The organism is Paenibacillus sp. FSL P4-0113, assembly GCF_038009305.1.
GTDB classification, from domain to species: domain Bacteria; phylum Bacillota; class Bacilli; order Paenibacillales; family Paenibacillaceae; genus Paenibacillus; species Paenibacillus polymyxa_D.
This window is the reverse complement of the sequence record NZ_JBBPAZ010000001.1, coordinates 2,964,254-2,981,554: the sequence shown is the minus strand read 5'-3', so window position 1 is coordinate 2,981,554 and position 17,301 is coordinate 2,964,254. Positions and strand designations below refer to the sequence as shown.

Here is a 17,301-nt window from a genome sequence, read left to right as displayed (position 1 = left end):
GATCAAATCATCCCAGACTAGAGTGTAAAAGGAGACGATAGCATGAGCCAGGGCGGCGCACTGCAGCAGATGAATTTGAAAGGACGGGACTTCCTGGAGCTGGACGATTACTCGCCAGAGGAAATCCAGTATTTAATTGATCTCGCTGTTGAAATTAAGCGTAAGCATAAAAACGGGGAAACCTATCAGCCGCTAAAAGGGAAAACGCTCGGACTGATTTTCGAGAAATCCTCTACCCGCACACGGGTATCTTTCGAAGTCGGTATGTATCAATTGGGTGGGCATGCCCTTTTCCTCAGCAAAAATGACATTCAACTGGGACGCGGCGAACCGATTAGCGACATGGCCCAAGTCATGTCACGTTATCTGGATGGCATTATGATTCGTACCTTTGGACACGATAATGTGGTAGAGTTGGCACGTTATGCGTCCATTCCTGTGATCAATGGATTGAGTGATTTGGCGCATCCGTGCCAAGTGCTAGCAGATTATCAAACCTTGTATGAGCAAAAGGGTGAGCTAAAAGGGCTCAAATTGGCTTACATCGGAGACGGTAACAATATGGCTCATTCTCTCTTGATTGGGGGGGCGAAGCTCGGAGTGCATGTGTCGATTGCAAGTCCAGCTGGATACGAGCCTGACCCGAGTGTGGTCGCAGCTTCCCGTGAAATTGCCAAACAGACAGGTAGTGAGATCGTTATAACCCAAAGTCCGCAGGAAGCAGTACAAGATGCGGATGCGATCTACACAGATGTGTGGGCGAGCATGGGATTTGAGGAAGAGCAGAAGGAGCGGGAGCTTGCTTTTGCCGACTTTCAGGTGAATGAGGAGCTGGTTAAGCTGGCAAAGCCGGATTATTTATTCCTGCATTGTCTCCCTGCGCATCGTGGGGAAGAAGTGAGTGCAGGCGTAATCGATGGTCCGAATTCGGTCATCTTTGATGAAGCGGAGAATCGTCTGCATGCGCAAAAAGCGCTGTTAGTTGCTTTAATGGCATAAGATTGATAGGTATTGATAGGTAAAGAAGATAAGGGCTAGAAGCATTCGGGGAGGACTTTAACAATGGCAAAAGAAAAAATCGTACTCGCATATTCCGGCGGTCTGGATACGTCGGTTATTCTGAAATGGCTCAAAGAAACTTATGATGCTGAAATCATCGCTTTCACCGCAGATATTGGTCAAAAAGAAGAACTGGACGGTTTGGAGGAAAAAGCACTCGCTACAGGGGCTTCCAAAGTGTACATTGATGATCTGCGTGATGAATTCGCCAAGGATTTTATCTATCCGATGTTTCAGGCGGGTGCTTTATATGAAGGACAATATTTGCTCGGAACGAGTATTGCACGTCCATTGATCGCTAAGCGGATGGTCGATATTGCGATTGCCGAGGGAGCAACAGCCATTGCTCACGGGGCAACAGGCAAAGGTAACGATCAGGTACGCTTCGAGCTGAACGCGGCGGCGTTGACGCCGGATATCAAGGTGATTGCACCTTGGCGGCTGGAAGAGTTCCGCAATCAGTTCCCGGGCCGTGCAGAAATGATTGCCTATGCGGAAAAACACGACATTCCGGTAACTGCTTCTGCAGCCAAGCCATACTCCATGGACCGTAATCTGCTGCATATCAGCTATGAAAGCGGCGTGCTGGAGGACCCTTGGTTTGATCCAAGTGCTCCTGAAAATAAAGAAATGTTCTTGCTCAGTAACGCGCCTGAGGACGCTCCTGATGAAGCAGAATATTTGGAGTTGGAATTTGAAGCAGGTAACTGCATCGCTTTGAACGGAGAACAGCTTAGTCCATTGCAAGTGATGGAAAAACTGAATGAGCTCGGCGGCAAGCATGGTATCGGACGCGTGGATATGGTGGAAAACCGTTTTGTTGGTATGAAAAGTCGGGGAGTCTATGAGACGCCGGGCGGTACGATCCTGTTCACAGCTCACCGCAAAATGGAATCCATCACGATGGATCGCGAGGTTATGAATCTGCGTGATAGTCTGATTACCCGTTATGCTACCTTGGTTTACAACGGTTTCTGGTTCGCACCGGAACGTGTCGCTTTGCAGGCTCTGGTTCATGAGAGTCAGAAAAATGTCAGTGGTACCGTGCGTGTGAAGCTGTACAAAGGCAACATTATCGGCGCAGGCGTTAAAAGTCCGGTTAGCTTGTACAACCCGGACATTGCGACCATGGAAGCCGATCCGACACAAGCCTACGATCAAGGCGATGCAACAGGCTTTATCCGCTTGAATGCTCTGCGTTTGAAGGTCAATGCGGGTGTAACACAAAATCATAAATAATGATGTAACCTAAAAAATGTACGGGATGCGGGCCGTTCTTGTCCAAACGACGAGGGCGGCTTGTATTGCAGAGAGGGGATCATGCAATGAGTAAGCTATGGGGCGGACGGTTTACGAAGCAAACGAACAAGCTGGTAGAGGAATATACGGCTTCTATCGGGTTTGATCAGGCGTTGGCGGAAGAAGATATTCAAGGCAGTTTGGCTCATGTGGCCATGCTAGGAAAATGTGGAATTATTCCGCAGGAGGATGCAGACACGATCAAGGAAGGACTGCACACCGTTCTGGAGCGTATCCGCCGTGGGGAAATTGAATTTTCCGTTTCGGATGAGGATATTCACATGAATATCGAAAAAAATCTAATCGAGGCTATTGGTCCAGTGGGGGGTAAACTACACACTGGGCGTAGCCGTAACGATCAGGTAGCAACGGATATGCACTTGTATTTGCGTGGACGTGTGGTATCGCTGGTGGGTATGCTGCATGATGTACAAGCTGCATTAATCGGCCAAGCAAAGGATAATCTGGACACGATTGTACCTGGATACACACACTTGCAGCGTGCGCAGCCTATTTTATTTGCACATCATCTGCTGGCGTATGTGTCTATGCTGGAGCGTGATATTGACCGACTCAAAGACAGCTACAAGCGGATTAACGTGTTGCCGCTTGGCGCGGGTGCTTTGGCCGGGACCACTTTTCCGATCGACCGTCATTTTGTAGCCGAGCAACTGGGATTTGATGGCGTATATGAAAATAGCCTCGATGCCGTCAGCGATCGGGATTTTATCGTAGAGTTCCTGGCTGGCGCCTCGCTGATTATGACGCATTTGTCTCGTCTGAGCGAAGAATTGGTGCTATGGAGCAGCACGGAGTTTGGTTTTGTCGAGCTGGATGATGCTTTTTGTACAGGCAGCAGCATTATGCCGCAGAAGAAAAATCCGGACGTACCGGAGTTGGTACGTGGTAAAACCGGACGTGTCTATGGAAACCTCGTGGGCTTGTTGACTGTATTGAAATCCTTGCCGCTGGCATACAACAAGGACATGCAGGAAGACAAGGAAGGGATGTTCGATACCGTTGCCACGCTGGAAGGAGCCTTGCAACTGTTCGCACCGATGATCGCCACGATGAAGGTGAACAAGGATCGCATGCGTCAAGCGGTCAACCAGGACTTCTCCAATGCAACGGATATTGCGGACTTCTTGGTCGGCAAAGGGCTTCCGTTCCGTCAGGCGCATGAGGTCATTGGCAAAACCGTACTGTATTGCATCCAGCATGGAAAATATTTGCTTGATCTGACACTGGACGAATTTCAGCAGTTTTCGGATTTGTTTGATGAGCGTATCTATGAGGTACTTCAACCGGAAGCGGTAGTGAATGCACGGAATGTATATGGTGGAACCGCTACCGGTCAGGTACAGGCAGCCATTGGGCGCAGTGAACAGCTCCTGGCGAATACATCAACATGGTTTGAAGGGCACAAGCCGAAAAATTAATCAGTAAAGAAAGATATTATTCTCTTGCACAGTAGCGGTATACTGTGTAAAATCAAATTTTAAGGAATTAGCAATCAAAGATTCTAAGGCACCGTTCGCGGTGTCTTTTGTGCTTTTTGGGGCATTAATTCATAGTTCCAAATACCTATTACTACACTAGTGTGAAAGTTTCTAGAATTTACATTTTTGTATACTACGTCTACGGTGATTATGGTAGAATAGCACTAAGTTTTTCATTGAATTACCAATTCAATAGGACAAGAACTATATTCAATAAATAAATGTCAAGTTACTAGGGGCTCTTTTGGTCAAGTGAATTTCATAAATGTGTAAATGAAGGGCTTGAATGAGAACAGAGGTATGTCCTGGTTTTGGGAGAACGGCATGTATATGCTTTAAGGTAGTGACGTAGCAAAAGGCAGAGTCGGGATGATTCAGGGAGGTATTATGAGAACTAAAAGGACGGCGCGTCAGTTAAAGAGCGCTTGGATCGGTTATCGCGCTTCTGAAGCCGATCAACTGATATCTTCATTGCATGAGGAACGGATACAAGCGGAGGAGTTACTGCGCGAGGAGCGGGAACTTTTTCACGCGGCGCTGGAACGAAAAAAGCAGCGGGATGCGGAGTTAAAGCAGCTGCTTGCAGATGCGCTTGCGGAAGAGCGGCGCTGGATTGAAAGGGCGGGAATTCATGGGTGACAAGCTTAGGTGGCAGGTTGGAGGAGTTTCAATTCGCCAAACCAAGAGAAGAATAAAAGAAGAGCGTCAGCGAATCGAACAACTGCAACAACAGCTAGAGGCTCAGCGGGCAGAGCAGGCTCCGGTGCTGTACAAGCTTGATTTTCATATCGAAGAGTTGGAACGGCGACTTCAGGATACAGAACTTCGTATCGAGGCTATACGGAACGCCAATGATACAGCAGCAGCTGTGGAACAATTGCTGGATGAAGGGATACAGGATGGACAGGGGCAGGAGGCTCAAGTCCAATATGCATCTGGCCAGGAACAGACAGCAGCAGGAGCTGCTATGGTCACTGCTTCCAGTATCCCTGGTACGGAAGGCGAAGAGGCAGCAACAGGAACGCGGAGCGGCCGAAACGGCAAGGCCCGTCTGGGGGATCAACTGGTGGAGAACGGGATGATCACCCGCGATCAGCTGACAGATGCCATCCGCAACCAGAAGCGCTACGGTGGTAGGCTGGGCGATATTCTTGTAGAAATGGGCTTCATTACAGCCGAGCAGCTACAGGAACAGGTTGGCGGCGGCGAGTCCAAGGAGCGCCTAGGCGATATGCTGGTTCGTTCCGGTTATATATTGCCGGAACAACTGGAACGCGCACTGGAGTTCCAGGCGAAGAGCGGCGGGCTGCTGGGCGACATCTTGCTGTCATTGCAAATGCTGGAACCTGCGGATTTGTACCGCGCGATTGCTACACAGAACCGGATCGGGCGTATTGGTGAGGAACTCGCGCTGGATGCGGCGTACAAACTACCCGAGCAAGTGGCAATGGCTTATGGCGTGGTCGTTATCCATCAATATATGAACCGATATATTGTGGCGGTCAGCGATCCGCTGCCAGAAGAGCGACGCTTGAAGCTGGAGGGAATTCTGGGTATGCCGGTAGAGCAGGTGCTTGCTACGAAGGAAGAGATGGAGCAGCTCTGGGGTAAAATCTACGGTGAAGAAATGATGCAGGAGAGCACGACCGGGCTGTTGGAAAAAGAACCGCACAATTCGGCGCGGACGACTTTTACAAAGGGACAACTTTGGGTGTTCGCAGCCATGGGTATGATTACACTGCTCGGTCTCTTCTGGAACAGTTGGAAAACGGTGTTGATCATCAATATGATGATTCAGCTGTTTTATTTTGCGATGACGCTATTTAAATTTGGCATTATTTATCTTGGTTCCCGGCGTGGGGCGCAGCTTCGTTTTACGAAGGAAGAGGTTGACGCCATGGATGAAAAGAAACTGCCGATCTATACCATTCTTGTACCTATGTATAAGGAAGCGGGCGTGCTTCCGATGTTGTTGCGAAATTTGGAGCAGCTGGATTATCCCAAGTCCAAGCTGGACGTGCGGCTGCTGATTGAAGAGGATGACATTGAGACGATCGAGCTACTTCGGGAAATGAAGCTGCCGGCCTATTACACGACACTGGTCGTTCCAGACGGTTTGCCGAAAACCAAGCCGAAGGCATGTAATTATGGACTTATTCGGGCACGTGGCGAGTTTGTCGTGATTTACGATGCTGAGGATCGTCCCGACGCTGATCAGCTTAAAAAGGTCATTGCAGCGTTCGATTCACTCCCTGAGCATTATGCGTGTATTCAGGCGAAGCTCAACTATTTTAATAGTACACAAAATTTGCTGACCCGCTGGTTCACTCAAGAATACAGTATGTGGTTCGAGCTACTGCTGCCGGGTATTATGCAGTTAGATACCCCAATTCCTTTAGGTGGCACATCCAATCATTTTCGGGTATCTGTATTGAAAGATATTAATGCGTGGGACCCCTATAATGTAACCGAGGATGCCGATCTGGGCATACGTCTGTATAAAGGCGGCTACAAAACTGCTATTGTCGATTCCCGTACATGGGAGGAAGCTAACAGCCGCGTGGGCAACTGGATTCGTCAGCGGTCGCGCTGGATCAAGGGGTATATGCAGACGTGGCTGGTTCATATGCGCAATCCGGTGAAGCTGGTGCGCGAAGTGGGCTGGAAAGGTTTTTTCGGCTTTCAGGTGATGATTTTGGCAACTCCAATGTTGCCGTTGCTGAATCCGATTTTTTGGGGCTTGCTTATTTTATGGTTTGGCTGGGAATTGTCCTTTATTCCCAAGCTGTTCCCGGGATATGTGTATTACCTGGCCAGCGCGGAATTTTATATCGGTAACTTTCTGTTCGTATTCAGTAACGTGGCCGGAATGTATTGGGTCATCGGGGAACTGGAAGAGCGCGGTGAACGAACATTTTCATACGCGATGGTCAAATATGGGCTACTCTCGCCGTTATATTGGGTACTAATGAGTATAGCTGCGGTGAAAGCAGCTTGGCAGCTCATTACCAAGCCGTTCTATTGGGAAAAGACGACACATGGTCTGACCGATATGCACGACTTGGATGATACCCCGGCACAGTCCTCCTGAATATGAAGAAAGAAGGAGCAAGAATGGAGACAAAAACACCTTTTTTATCCGTCGTCATTCCCATGTACAATGAAAGCTCGCATCTTGAGCGTTCGCTTAAGGTGATTGATGGGGTACTGTCTGTTGTCACCTCACGCTATGAACTCATCATTGTAGATGATGGTTCCAAGGACGATACGTGGCTTAAATTGTCTGAATTATCCCATCGAATGCCCTCTTTGCTCGCGCTCCGGTTGAGTCGGAACTTCGGTAAGGAACTGGCGTTGTGCGCAGGTCTGGAAAATGCCTCTGGCGATGCAATCATTGTCATGGACGGTGATTTGCAGCACCCTCCTGAGATGATTGGAGAAATGGTGCGTTTATGGCAAAATGAAGGTTATGATTTGGTCGAATGTGTGAAAGAATTCCGGGGAGAAGAGTCGGTGGGCAAAAAGCTTGGAGCTTCTTTGTTCTACGCGACCTTGAACCGCTTGACGGGCTTTAATCTCAAGGATGCCTCCGATTATAAGCTACTGGATCGACGAGTGGTGGATGCCTGGATGGCGATGCCAGAGCGGATGCCGTTTTTTCGCGGAATGACGGCCTGGCTCGGTTTCCGTAAAACCCAGATTTCATTCCGAGTGGCTCCACGCGAAGAGGGTCCAAGCCGCTGGAGTCCGTTAGGGCTGACTCGACTGGCAGCAGAAGCGATCGTTTCGTTTTCGACAGTACCATTGCGGGTTGTAAGTCTGATGGGCCTCATTTTTATGCTGATTTCAGTCGTATTGGGGATTCAGACCTTAATGCGTAAATTAATGGGTGACGCTGTGACCGGTTTTACCACTGTCATTTTGCTGCTCTTGATTATCGGCAGTGTACTCATGCTGTCGATCGGAGTAGTAGGAGAATATATTGCCGCCATATATCACGAAGTCAAAGCTAGACCTCGCTATCTGATAGCAGATAAACGGGCGAATGCTGACCGATTGTGGGTGGACAGGGAGTTTAATCAACATGATCAGACGTTCATATCTAAAGTATCCAATCATTAAATACGGTATTGTAGGACTGCTGGGTACAGGTATCCATGTTGGTGTACTTGTGCTGCTGGTGGAGCTGTTTACGGTACCTGCAGTAATGGCTACTACAATAGGATTCGTGGTTACGCTGCTCGTTTCCTATGTGCTGAACCGAAACTGGACGTTCGAGCCTACCGGTGAGGGAAGCCGCACCCAGTTTCTTAAATATTTATTGGTCTGTACCTGTGGCTTACTCTTAAATGCCGCCCTGATGTACATGACCATTCACTGGATCGGTTGGTCGTATCTGATCGGTGAAGTACTAACTACCATCATCGTGCCTGTTCATAATTATTTCTGGAACCGCTACTGGATCTTCTCCGTTCCGCAACAGCGTCAGAAAGAGGTTTCATGATTTTAAGAAAACACGGAAAATTGCTGTCATTGTTTGCTTTTATTGCTGCTCTTGAACTGGCGGGGGGTGTGTATTTTGCATGGCATCTTGGCTATATGCATACCGATGCGCTCAGTCGAGTGGCTAATGCATTTTATGTGCTATACAGTCGTGATCCACACTTGGGTGCTATCGGGTTTGTATGGAATCCGCTGCCCAGTTTGATGGAACTGATCGTGCTGTTGTTTTATCCTTTATTTCCAGTACTCGCTTCCCACGGGCTGGCGGCAGTGATTGTGAGCAGCCTGTTTGCAGGGGCGAGCGCGGCATTATTGTATGCGACGGGCAAACAGTTGGGGCTTCACGGTGCAACCAGCTTGCTGATTGCGCTATTATTTTCACTGAATCCATTTATGTTTCTGTTTGGCTTCAACGGCTTAAGTGACTCGCCATATATCTTTTTCATCCTGTTGACAGTGAGTCGATTTTGTATGTGGTTGAAGGATCGCAAGGCGGCGAATTTGATCGTATCCGGTTTTGCACTTGCACTCGCTTTTTGGGTGCGCTATGAAGCGGTTCCGCTTGGCGTTGCGATGGCTTTGGGTGTATTGCTGACGATCTTTTTTCTGCATCGGTGGCGTACAAACAGAGAGAGCGTTAGAACGCAATTGTCTTTAAAAGAGCGCCTGTACAAGGTAGAAGCGACATGGCTTCTATTGTTGCTGCCGCTTGTCTTTTCCGGTTTGCTGTGGCTCTTTTTTAACTGGATTATCATGGGCGACCCGCTTTACTTTTTACGCTCGCAATATTCCAATTCCACACAATCAGCGGCTTTGTTAGAGGATCAGCGCTTTGTGGCCATGTTCGCCCACCCTGTGCTGATGCTAAAGTTCATAGGGCAACGAACCTTATGGTATGCGGCTCCGTTAATTTCCATTTTGCTTATACGCCTATTGGACAAACGTCTGTGGAGTTGGAGCACGCTTACGCTATTAGCAATCTTTTTATCGGTACCCGGGCTTCAGCTTTTACTGATGTTTAAGCATTCTTCGTTTGGCTGGTTCCGATATTTTATGTATGTATTCCCGATTACGGTTGCTTGGCTGCCGTATGAGCTTAGTCTGTTGAAGGGGAAAATGCGGGGGATCGGAATCTCACTGGTAACGGCAGGGATGTTGGTAACAGCAGGCTTGTTATCCTACGCACTGACGAACCCCGCGATTGCAGCAGATGAACACAGCTATTTGACGCATAGTGGTAATGAAAGCTACGAACGTCAAATTATTGAGCGGAAAATAGCGCCGTGGCTGGATGAGTATTATGGTTCATCTCTTATTTTGACAGATTCTTATGCCGCCTATCCGATCATTTTGAGCAGCAAAATTCCGAAGAAGTTTATGATTACGAGTGATTATGATTTTGGGGAATCTTTAATAGATCTGCCTGCTTCCAAGGTGGATTATGTCTTGGTCACGCGCTTGGTGGATGGGGTACCGCTGGATCAGGTAAACCGGAGCTATCCTGATTTATTCGAAAAGGGAGCGCCGTGGGCCTCGTTGGTACATGACTTTGACGGGCAGTGGCGACTGTACAAAATAGAGCATGAAGAATCGAAATAATTATTATATTTTAGTGCATCGTAGCGGAGGGAAGAATACAGCTGTAGGGTGTGAGTGGGCTACAGCTGTATCACCGCAAGAAGTTTGAGGGGGAACGAGAGGAATGTCCTTTCGCAAATGGTCTGCAAGCAGATGGATGGCTATAGGTCTGTTTGTATTTATACTTGCATTGGAACTTTCTGCGGGCATCTATTTCAGCTATGTTCTGGGATATATGCACACAGACGCGCTCAGTCGCGTAGCTAACGCATTTTACGTGCTGTACAGCCGCGACCCGCATCTGGGCGCCATCGGATTTATCTGGAATCCACTACCCAGTCTTCTGGAAATGGTGATTCTACTGCTGTATCCAATCTTTCCGGCATTAGCCACCTATGGATTGGCTGCTATTATTTTGAGTGCTACCTTTTCTGCTTTGACCGCTATGTTGCTATATCGGGCGGGTGTCAGAACAGGGCTTAGCTCTAGTATGAGCTTGCTGCTGGCTTTGTTGTATGCACTGAATCCGTTTATTTTACTGTTTGGTGCCAATGGGCTGAGTGATTCGCTATACATATATTTCATTATGATGACGGTGATTGAGTTTGCATTGTGGCTCAAGGATCGCATGACGGCAAGTCTGATTGTTTCTGGATTAGCGCTTGCCATGGCGTTCTGGACTCGTTATGAAGCGGTTCCTCTGGGCGTGGCAATGGCAGGTGGCGTGGTCTTGGCGGTTTTGTTTCTCCATCGAAACATGGGCAGACGCGAGCTGGCCTTGCGAGAAAAACTGCACAAGGTCGAGGCAACGTGGTTACTGCTTCTGCTCCCCGTGGTCTTTTCCGGGCTGTTATGGATTTTCTTTAACTATCTCATTATGGGGAATGCTTTTTACTTCCTGAATTCGGAGTATTCGAACACGGCCCAATCGGCAGAGCTGCTGAATGATGATAAGTTTGTAGAGATTTTCTCCAATCCGCTGGTAGCCTTGAAATTTATTGCTTCCAAAACACTTTGGTATTCGGTACCGTTGTTGGCTATTCTGTTCATTCGTCTGTTGAGTGGACGCTTGTTCCGATGGGGAACCCTGATTATTTTGCTGCTGTTCCTATCAGTGCCGGGATTGCAGTTTTTACTTATGATGAAGCAATCTTCGTATGGATGGTTTCGTTATTTTATGTATGTATTCCCAATTACCATAGCCTGGTTGCCTTATGAGTTGAGCCAGCTTCAGGGACGATGGCGGAGGGCAGCCTTTGGCCTGGTATCCGTCAGTCTGCTGCTTACCGCTGGATTACTTTCCTATGCGTTGACTCGCCCGGATATTGCACCGGATGAGAACAGCTTTCTCACACGGACAGGTAATGTGAACTATGTGAGACAGGAGTCAGATCGTAGGATTGCCGTTTGGTTGGATGAGCATCTGCCGAAGTCTACCATTATGACCGATTCGGCTTCAGCCTACACCATGATTGTTTACAGCCAACATCCTAAACGCTTCCTGATCACCAGCGATTATTCGTTCAATAAGGCATTAAGTTATCCGCAGGATCACCATGTGGATTATATCCTTGTACCTAAGATCATGTCAGGCATGCCACTGAGTAAGATCAATATGGTATATCCGAACTTATATGAACATGGTGCCCCATGGGTTCAGCTTGAACGTGAGTTTAATGGCGAGTGGCGCCTGTATAAAGTACTGCCTAAGTCACTAACTAAAGAATCTCCATCAACGGAGACCACAACAAATCCCTAATGTGCATATAATAAATCCCCGAGCCTATCCCTTCGCCATGGTGCGATGAGAGAAGCTACGGGGATTTTTTTAACCTGTTTAGTGCTCTTTGAGCGGTAGCCATGCCAGAACATCCTGAATTTTCGCGTCCCAGTATCCCCATTCATGCGCTCCAGGACCTTCTTCGTAGGTCAGCGGAACCCCGACGGTACTACATGTTTCACGAAAAGCCTGATTTCCCTTATAGAGGAAATCCTCTGTGCCGCAGCATTGGTAGAGTCGGGGGAGTGAGGTCCCCAAGGCAGCATGACGTTGTAGCAACTCTAGCAAGTCGTGATCTGTTCCGCGTATTTCATCTGGCCCAAAAATGTTAAGCCATTCCGCTGGACTCATCGCATTTTGCATAGGATCGGTGCGTGATGCGTGTAAATCCATGACTCCCGAAAGACTGGCAGCGGCTGCAAACCGCTCTGGATGCTGGAGTGCCAGTTTGAAAGCACCATATCCCCCCATAGAAAGTCCGGCTACAAAATTATCCTCACGCTTGTCGGATAGAGGAAAGAATGAACGTGCCAAAGCTGGCAATTCTTCACTGATAAAGCTCCAATAAGCCGCTCCTTGCTCCATATTCGTATAGAAACTCCGATGTACTTGGGGCATAACGACAGCCAGGCCCAATGAGGCCACATAGCGTTCAATGGAGGTTCGACGCAACCAGGTTGAATCATCGTCCGATAGGCCATGCAGCAAATACAGCGTCGGATGTGGCCCGGTTCCTTGCTTGCCCTCTAGTCCAATTTGTGAACGGGTTGCCTGAGGAAGAATAACATTCATGGATGTGCTCAGACCAAGAACTTCCGAATAAAACTGACATTGAATAAGAGCCATAAGAAGACCTCTTTTCCTAGGGGTTTGTGACCTCATTGCGGTGTTCAGCATATGACTGAGTATTCATTCAGTATACCTTAGCCTGTCTAAATATACATATCCAAGTGAGCGACTAGGTATTAAGTCCCGTTTCTTATTTATCCTACATTAGGAGGGGGTATGGTTATATGGGACGATTTTTTTAATTTGGGGGTTATTTGGGTTTGATTTCTGGTAAAGTGTTTAAAAAAGAATGATGAATCCAATCAGAGGAGGAATTTATAGCATGGGAAAAAAGTTAAGAAATACAGTTACAGGTGTATTGAGTACAGGTCTTATTCTTAGCGCATTCAGCGCAGCGGCAGCTGCTCCTCAAACTACAAATGGACATTGGGCAGGAGATCAGGTGCAACGCTGGTCAGCCACAGGACAATTGGACGGCGCGGTAAAACCGGATGCGGCAATCACACGTGCAGAATTTATTGTTCTTCTGAACCGCAGTTTGGGTACGTTCACGCAGGATACTCCAGCTGTGACAGACGTAACGTATGCGGACAGTGTAAAAGTAAACGGTAATGGAGGCAGAACGTTCACAGATGTACCAGCTTCTCACTGGGCATACAACGAGCTGACAAGTGCCGTGAATGCAGGTTACATAAGCGGCTATGCAGGTAACAAGCTCAAACCAAATGGTAAGGTAACACGTCAAGAGGCTGCGGCTATCGTAGGCAAAGCTATTGGACTCACTGCGGGTAACGCAGCAGATGTTACTAAATTTATTGACTCCGACAAAATTGGATCTTGGGCAAAGAAAAGTGTAGCGGCAGCTGCGGAGCAAAAAATCATCAACGGTTATCCGGATGGTAAATTTCAGCCACTGAAGTCGCTGACTCGTGCAGAGGCAATTGCTATTCTGGACGCTGCTTCCGGCTACAACCTGAGCCCTGTTGATAATCTGACGACGACTCCTGGTGGAACGGTAACGGATTCCACATACAGCAACGTGACAGATTCCACTTATGGTAACACGTCGACTACTTCTGGCAGCGAAACAGAAGATAGCAGCACAAATACCAGCACAGATAGCGCGACTACGAACAACTCTACAACAATAGATACCAACACAGATGCAGACACAACTACGGATACGACTACAGATAGCACTACAGACACAGTTGCAACTACGGGAGTACTGAAAGTCAACGATGTGTATGACGGAGAAAGTACAATTACGGGGACAGCTAAAGCAGGTTCCACAGTAACCGCCTATTCCAACGAACTGCCTATCGGTAGTGCAGTAGCCAAAGATGATGGCACATTTAGTATCAGTGTGCTTACTCAAAAAGCAACGGTTAGACTGGTAATCAAAGCTAAAGATGCAGACGGTAACGAAAGTGAGCCTGTAGAAATTTCTGTTTTGGGTAAACGCAGCGAGTAATTTATAGCTAAAATCCCCCTTTCATTCTGTCTGGAACAAGTCCAGCCGACAATGGAAGGGGGATTTTTCGTTTATTCGCTTATACCATCCTCGACAATAGACTTCTCGGGTTCACGTGTTTGTGGCTCAGACGATGTGCCACCGCCATAACTAGCTATAATGCGTTGCTGCGCTCGATACGTATCGCGGCTGATTCGGGTGCGATCTACGGCTTTTCCGTCTACCTTTTTTACCCGAAATGTTTCTACCACATACCCTTCTTTGCCCTGCCGAAGTACTTGATAGAAGCCAGGGGAAAGTGAGTCATTACGCAGCCTCTTCTCCGGTATGGGAAGTACGCGAACCGTATGGGATTCCAGTTCATACGAAACATTGGACGGAAATGTACCAAAAAATTTAACAATAAGTGTTCGGTTTTGGACAGCCGCACGAAGTAACAAATGCTTGCCTGTATTGTTTTTAAAACGGAAATTAATGGACCCCGTAGCGAAAGTCGCATCCTGACCTTTGGGCAGATAGCTGACCGGCAAGGAATGGTTGCGGCGCTCAACAATGTCCAAACCGACTCGCAGCGCTGCATTATACACCGTGCTGGATACCTGACAAATCCCCCCGCCTATACCGGACTCCAACTGACCGTTCACGATCACTGGAGCTTCACGAAAGCCATGAGTGCGCTCAGCCTTGGCAATCAATTGGCCATAGTCAAAAATGTCACCCGGCTTGAGAATTAAACCATCAACGGTGCTTGCCGCTGAGTTAACGTTGTACACGCGTCCTTCCGAGCTGCTGCCCAGACTGGTGGAGAACTGGACAATTTTGCGCTCAATCCCTTCGTTACGTAGACTGTCCACCGAAATTTTCGGTTCCAGCTGACGGAAAGGTAATTCCACTCGTACGGGCTCTTCCGAAGCGGTAAAATCCTTGGGCAGCGCCTTATCTAGTGCGGCGTCCAATCTGGGCCAATCTAGGCGTCGGGCAGAGCGCCCCGGAATATAACGAACCTGATCATTCCCGTCAATCTGTCGCACAGCATTGATAGGCATGCCATATCGTTGCTCCTCCCAATCGGCTCCGAATTGGGCCCTTAATATCTCCTCCTGTCGGAAAGATGTGATAGACCATTCCTTCTCGAAGCTAAAACGTGTCTGCACACGAGTCCATAGATGCTCCGAGCTGAGTGCCGTCACGGCATTCCGAAATGCCTCCGCTTTATAATGAATTCCTGCTTCCCCGAGTGTAATTTTTATATCCTGTGCACTGCTGTCACTGTCCGTCAGAAGTAGTGGACGTTGCTTCAATGCATCCAATTTTTTATCCACCAGCCGAAGAGCGGCTGTGTGATCCATGCTTCCTACGTTAATTCCTCCGACCCTCACTCCCTCCGGCAGTGTTTGTCTGTCGGCGTACAGATGAAGTCCTCCCCACAACATGGCTAGCGCCAGAACACCAGACCATATCCAAATGACAGATAAATGAATTTTTTTCATAATGCAGATGTCTCCTGTCTGATAAGCTTGATAGCGTACTCGTGTGCCATAATATTCATATATATGTGCCAAAAGCAGAAAACTTTCGGTACTATTTAGGTAACAAATTTGTTACAATGATAAACGGTATGATGAAATAGAGAAGTTTTTAAAGGAAATGCATGGAATATGTCGAATGGATATTAGGTTATGCGTAATATGATTAAGCAACGGGAAGTGATCGAGTGATTGAAATGCAGGATGTGTGGAAGACCTATACTAACGGAACCCACGCACTTCAAGGAGTATCGGTCAGAATTGACCGCAATGAATTTGTATACGTAGTCGGCCCGTCTGGAGCGGGGAAATCGACTTTTATGAAGCTTATTTATAGAGAAGAAGTACCTACCAAGGGGCAAATTTCAGTCAATGGTTTTAATATCGGGAAGCTCAAGCAGCGTAAAATTCCCTACGTTCGTCGTAACATCGGAGTCATTTTTCAGGATTTCCGGCTTTTGCCGCGTTTGACGGCTTATGAGAATGTGGCTTTTGCTATGGAAGTTATTGAAGCTCCCAAGAAGCTGATTCGCAAACGGGTACCCGAAGTGCTTGAACTGGTTGGCTTGAAAACAAAAATGAATCGTGAGCCTGCCCAGCTTTCCGGTGGGGAGCAACAGCGTGTAGCGATTGCACGGGCCATCGTAAACAATCCTTCCGTGATCATTGCCGATGAACCTACGGGAAATCTGGACCCGGAAACATCGTGGGAGATCATGCAGTTGCTGGACGAAATTAATTTTCGAGGCACGACCATTGTGATGGCGACCCACAATAAGGACATCGTGAACTCTATGCGTAAACGCGTGATTGCCATTGAAAATGGCAACATCGTAAGGGATCAGGTAAGAGGGGAGTACGGATATGACTTTTAACACCTTCTTACGTCATGTGCGGGAAGGTTTCAAAAACATATTCCGCAATGGCTGGATGTCCGTGGCATCCGTCACCTCGATTATTGTATCACTGCTCATATTGGGCGTATTTATCATGCTGGTGCTCAACGTCAATTCCCTGGCTGATCAGGCAGATAGTCAGGTGGAGGTTAACGTATTTCTGGAGCTGAATGTAGAGCAAAACATGCGTGAAACACTGCAAAAGGAAATCGCGGCGATGCCAGAAATCAGCAAAACGACCTTTGTGACTAAAGCTCAGGGTTTGGAAGAGCTGCGCAAAGATTTGGGTGACAGCGGCAAGGAGCTGCTGGAGGGTTTTGACAAGGACAGCAATCCACTGCCGGACAAAATTGTGGTAGAGGTTATTGAACCAACAACGGTTCCATTTGTGGCCGAAAAGATTGAGAAGCTGAATACGTTGCATCCAGAGAAACCGATTTTAAAGGTTCGTTATGGAAAAGGCACCGTAGAGACGCTCTTTACGATTACGAAGCTCATTCGTAATGTAGGCTTTATATTCGTCGCTGGACTGGCGATCATGTCCATGTTCCTCATCTCGAATACGATTCGCGTGACCATATTGGCACGACGAAGAGAGATTGGCATTATGAAGCTGGTCGGTGCGACCAACTTTTTTATACGCTGGCCGTTTTTTATTGAAGGAGCGCTTATTGGTCTCATTGGTTCCCTGATTACCGTGGGTATTTTATTTACTGGATATCAGCGTTTGCTGACCGCCGTTCAGGGCGATATAGCTCTGAATATGTTGAAGCTTATGCCACTTGAAGGCATTTGGATTCAGTTGAGTGCATTGTTGATTATTTTGGGGATGCTGGTCGGAATTGTTGGCAGTACCCTGTCCATGCGCAAGTTCTTAAAAGTATAAGAAGCGCTGGAT

The 17,301-nt window shown here is 47.8% G+C and carries 14 protein-coding genes; 12 read left to right on the top strand and 2 right to left on the bottom strand.

Annotated features, from left to right (window positions below):
• The first annotated feature begins 42 nt into the window (after nucleotides 1-42).
• The 9 genes from argF to MKX46_RS12655 all read left to right on the top strand — a co-directional run bounded on the left by argF (nucleotide 43) and on the right by MKX46_RS12655 (nucleotide 11,697).
• Nucleotides 43-999, top strand: a complete 957-nt coding sequence (gene argF, locus MKX46_RS12695; protein ID WP_165146279.1) for an ornithine carbamoyltransferase — start codon at nucleotides 43-45, stop codon at nucleotides 997-999.
• A gap of 63 nt (nucleotides 1,000-1,062) precedes the next feature.
• Nucleotides 1,063-2,298: an argininosuccinate synthase gene (locus tag MKX46_RS12690; RefSeq protein WP_069010680.1), complete on the top strand. Its 1,236-nt coding sequence runs from the start codon at nucleotides 1,063-1,065 to the stop codon at nucleotides 2,296-2,298.
• 86 nt (nucleotides 2,299-2,384) lie between these two features.
• Complete coding sequence (gene argH, locus MKX46_RS12685) at nucleotides 2,385-3,797, top strand: argininosuccinate lyase (protein WP_013312248.1); 1,413 nt, start codon at nucleotides 2,385-2,387, stop codon at nucleotides 3,795-3,797.
• 447 nt (nucleotides 3,798-4,244) lie between these two features.
• Nucleotides 4,245-4,496: a hypothetical protein gene (locus MKX46_RS12680; protein ID WP_029514559.1), complete on the top strand. Its 252-nt coding sequence runs from the start codon at nucleotides 4,245-4,247 to the stop codon at nucleotides 4,494-4,496.
• Nucleotides 4,489-6,948 (top strand): glycosyltransferase family 2 protein, encoded by a 2,460-nt coding sequence (locus MKX46_RS12675; RefSeq protein WP_341071285.1) that lies wholly within the window; start codon nucleotides 4,489-4,491, stop codon nucleotides 6,946-6,948. Before MKX46_RS12680 ends, MKX46_RS12675 begins: the two co-directional genes overlap by 8 nt.
• 23 nt (nucleotides 6,949-6,971) lie before the next feature.
• Nucleotides 6,972-7,979, top strand: coding sequence for a glycosyltransferase family 2 protein (locus tag MKX46_RS12670; protein WP_029514557.1), 1,008 nt, complete (start codon nucleotides 6,972-6,974; stop codon nucleotides 7,977-7,979).
• Complete coding sequence (locus MKX46_RS12665; protein WP_341071284.1) at nucleotides 7,942-8,361, top strand: GtrA family protein; 420 nt, start codon at nucleotides 7,942-7,944, stop codon at nucleotides 8,359-8,361. The genes MKX46_RS12670 and MKX46_RS12665 overlap by 38 nt, the downstream gene beginning before the upstream one ends.
• The gene (locus MKX46_RS12660) at nucleotides 8,358-9,959 is read left to right on the top strand and encodes an ArnT family glycosyltransferase (protein ID WP_341071283.1); all 1,602 of its coding nucleotides are present in this window, start codon (nucleotides 8,358-8,360) and stop codon (nucleotides 9,957-9,959) included. Before MKX46_RS12665 ends, MKX46_RS12660 begins: the two co-directional genes overlap by 4 nt.
• A 103-nt stretch (nucleotides 9,960-10,062) precedes the next feature.
• Complete coding sequence (locus MKX46_RS12655; protein WP_069010684.1) at nucleotides 10,063-11,697, top strand: glycosyltransferase family 39 protein; 1,635 nt, start codon at nucleotides 10,063-10,065, stop codon at nucleotides 11,695-11,697.
• 78 nt (nucleotides 11,698-11,775) lie between these two features.
• Here MKX46_RS12655 and MKX46_RS12650 read toward each other — a convergent pair whose 3' ends face one another.
• Nucleotides 11,776-12,564 (bottom strand): alpha/beta hydrolase, encoded by a 789-nt coding sequence (locus MKX46_RS12650; RefSeq protein ID WP_318627919.1) that lies wholly within the window; start codon nucleotides 12,562-12,564, stop codon nucleotides 11,776-11,778.
• A gap of 265 nt (nucleotides 12,565-12,829) precedes the next feature.
• Between MKX46_RS12650 and MKX46_RS12645 the strand changes: the two genes are divergently transcribed.
• Entirely contained in the window at nucleotides 12,830-13,981 is a 1,152-nt protein-coding gene (locus MKX46_RS12645; protein WP_341071282.1) for an S-layer homology domain-containing protein, read from the top strand.
• A 71-nt stretch (nucleotides 13,982-14,052) separates the two neighbouring features.
• Here MKX46_RS12645 and MKX46_RS12640 read toward each other — a convergent pair whose 3' ends face one another.
• Entirely contained in the window at nucleotides 14,053-15,471 is a 1,419-nt protein-coding gene (locus MKX46_RS12640) for a VanW family protein (protein ID WP_069010687.1), read from the bottom strand.
• Nucleotides 15,472-15,695: 224 nt separating this feature from the next.
• Here MKX46_RS12640 and ftsE point away from each other — a divergent pair, with 224 nt between their 5' ends.
• Together ftsE and ftsX are read left to right on the top strand one after the other, a co-directional pair.
• Entirely contained in the window at nucleotides 15,696-16,382 is a 687-nt protein-coding gene (ftsE, locus tag MKX46_RS12635) for a cell division ATP-binding protein FtsE (protein WP_023990620.1), read from the top strand.
• Entirely contained in the window at nucleotides 16,372-17,289 is a 918-nt protein-coding gene (ftsX, locus tag MKX46_RS12630) for a permease-like cell division protein FtsX (RefSeq protein WP_013312238.1), read from the top strand. Before ftsE ends, ftsX begins: the two co-directional genes overlap by 11 nt.
• Nucleotides 17,290-17,301 lie beyond the last annotated feature (12 nt).

Excerpts from the sequence above, each read along its gene's own strand:
- argH (WP_013312248.1), top strand. The coding sequence starts at position 2,385 with ATGAGTAAGCTATGGGGCGGACGGTTTACGAAGCAAACGAACAAGCTG.
- MKX46_RS12640 (WP_069010687.1), bottom strand. The coding sequence starts at position 15,471 with ATGAAAAAAATTCATTTATCTGTCATTTGGATATGGTCTGGTGTTCTG.
- MKX46_RS12660 (WP_341071283.1), top strand. The coding sequence starts at position 8,358 with ATGATTTTAAGAAAACACGGAAAATTGCTGTCATTGTTTGCTTTTATT.
- MKX46_RS12675 (WP_341071285.1), top strand. The coding sequence starts at position 4,489 with ATGGGTGACAAGCTTAGGTGGCAGGTTGGAGGAGTTTCAATTCGCCAA.
- MKX46_RS12650 (WP_318627919.1), bottom strand. The coding sequence starts at position 12,564 with ATGGCTCTTATTCAATGTCAGTTTTATTCGGAAGTTCTTGGTCTGAGC.
- MKX46_RS12665 (WP_341071284.1), top strand. The coding sequence starts at position 7,942 with ATGATCAGACGTTCATATCTAAAGTATCCAATCATTAAATACGGTATT.
- ftsX (WP_013312238.1), top strand. The coding sequence starts at position 16,372 with ATGACTTTTAACACCTTCTTACGTCATGTGCGGGAAGGTTTCAAAAAC.
- MKX46_RS12670 (WP_029514557.1), top strand. The coding sequence starts at position 6,972 with ATGGAGACAAAAACACCTTTTTTATCCGTCGTCATTCCCATGTACAAT.
- MKX46_RS12680 (WP_029514559.1), top strand. The coding sequence starts at position 4,245 with ATGAGAACTAAAAGGACGGCGCGTCAGTTAAAGAGCGCTTGGATCGGT.
- MKX46_RS12645 (WP_341071282.1), top strand. The coding sequence starts at position 12,830 with ATGGGAAAAAAGTTAAGAAATACAGTTACAGGTGTATTGAGTACAGGT.
- MKX46_RS12655 (WP_069010684.1), top strand. The coding sequence starts at position 10,063 with ATGTCCTTTCGCAAATGGTCTGCAAGCAGATGGATGGCTATAGGTCTG.
- MKX46_RS12690 (WP_069010680.1), top strand. The coding sequence starts at position 1,063 with ATGGCAAAAGAAAAAATCGTACTCGCATATTCCGGCGGTCTGGATACG.
- argF (WP_165146279.1), top strand. The coding sequence starts at position 43 with ATGAGCCAGGGCGGCGCACTGCAGCAGATGAATTTGAAAGGACGGGAC.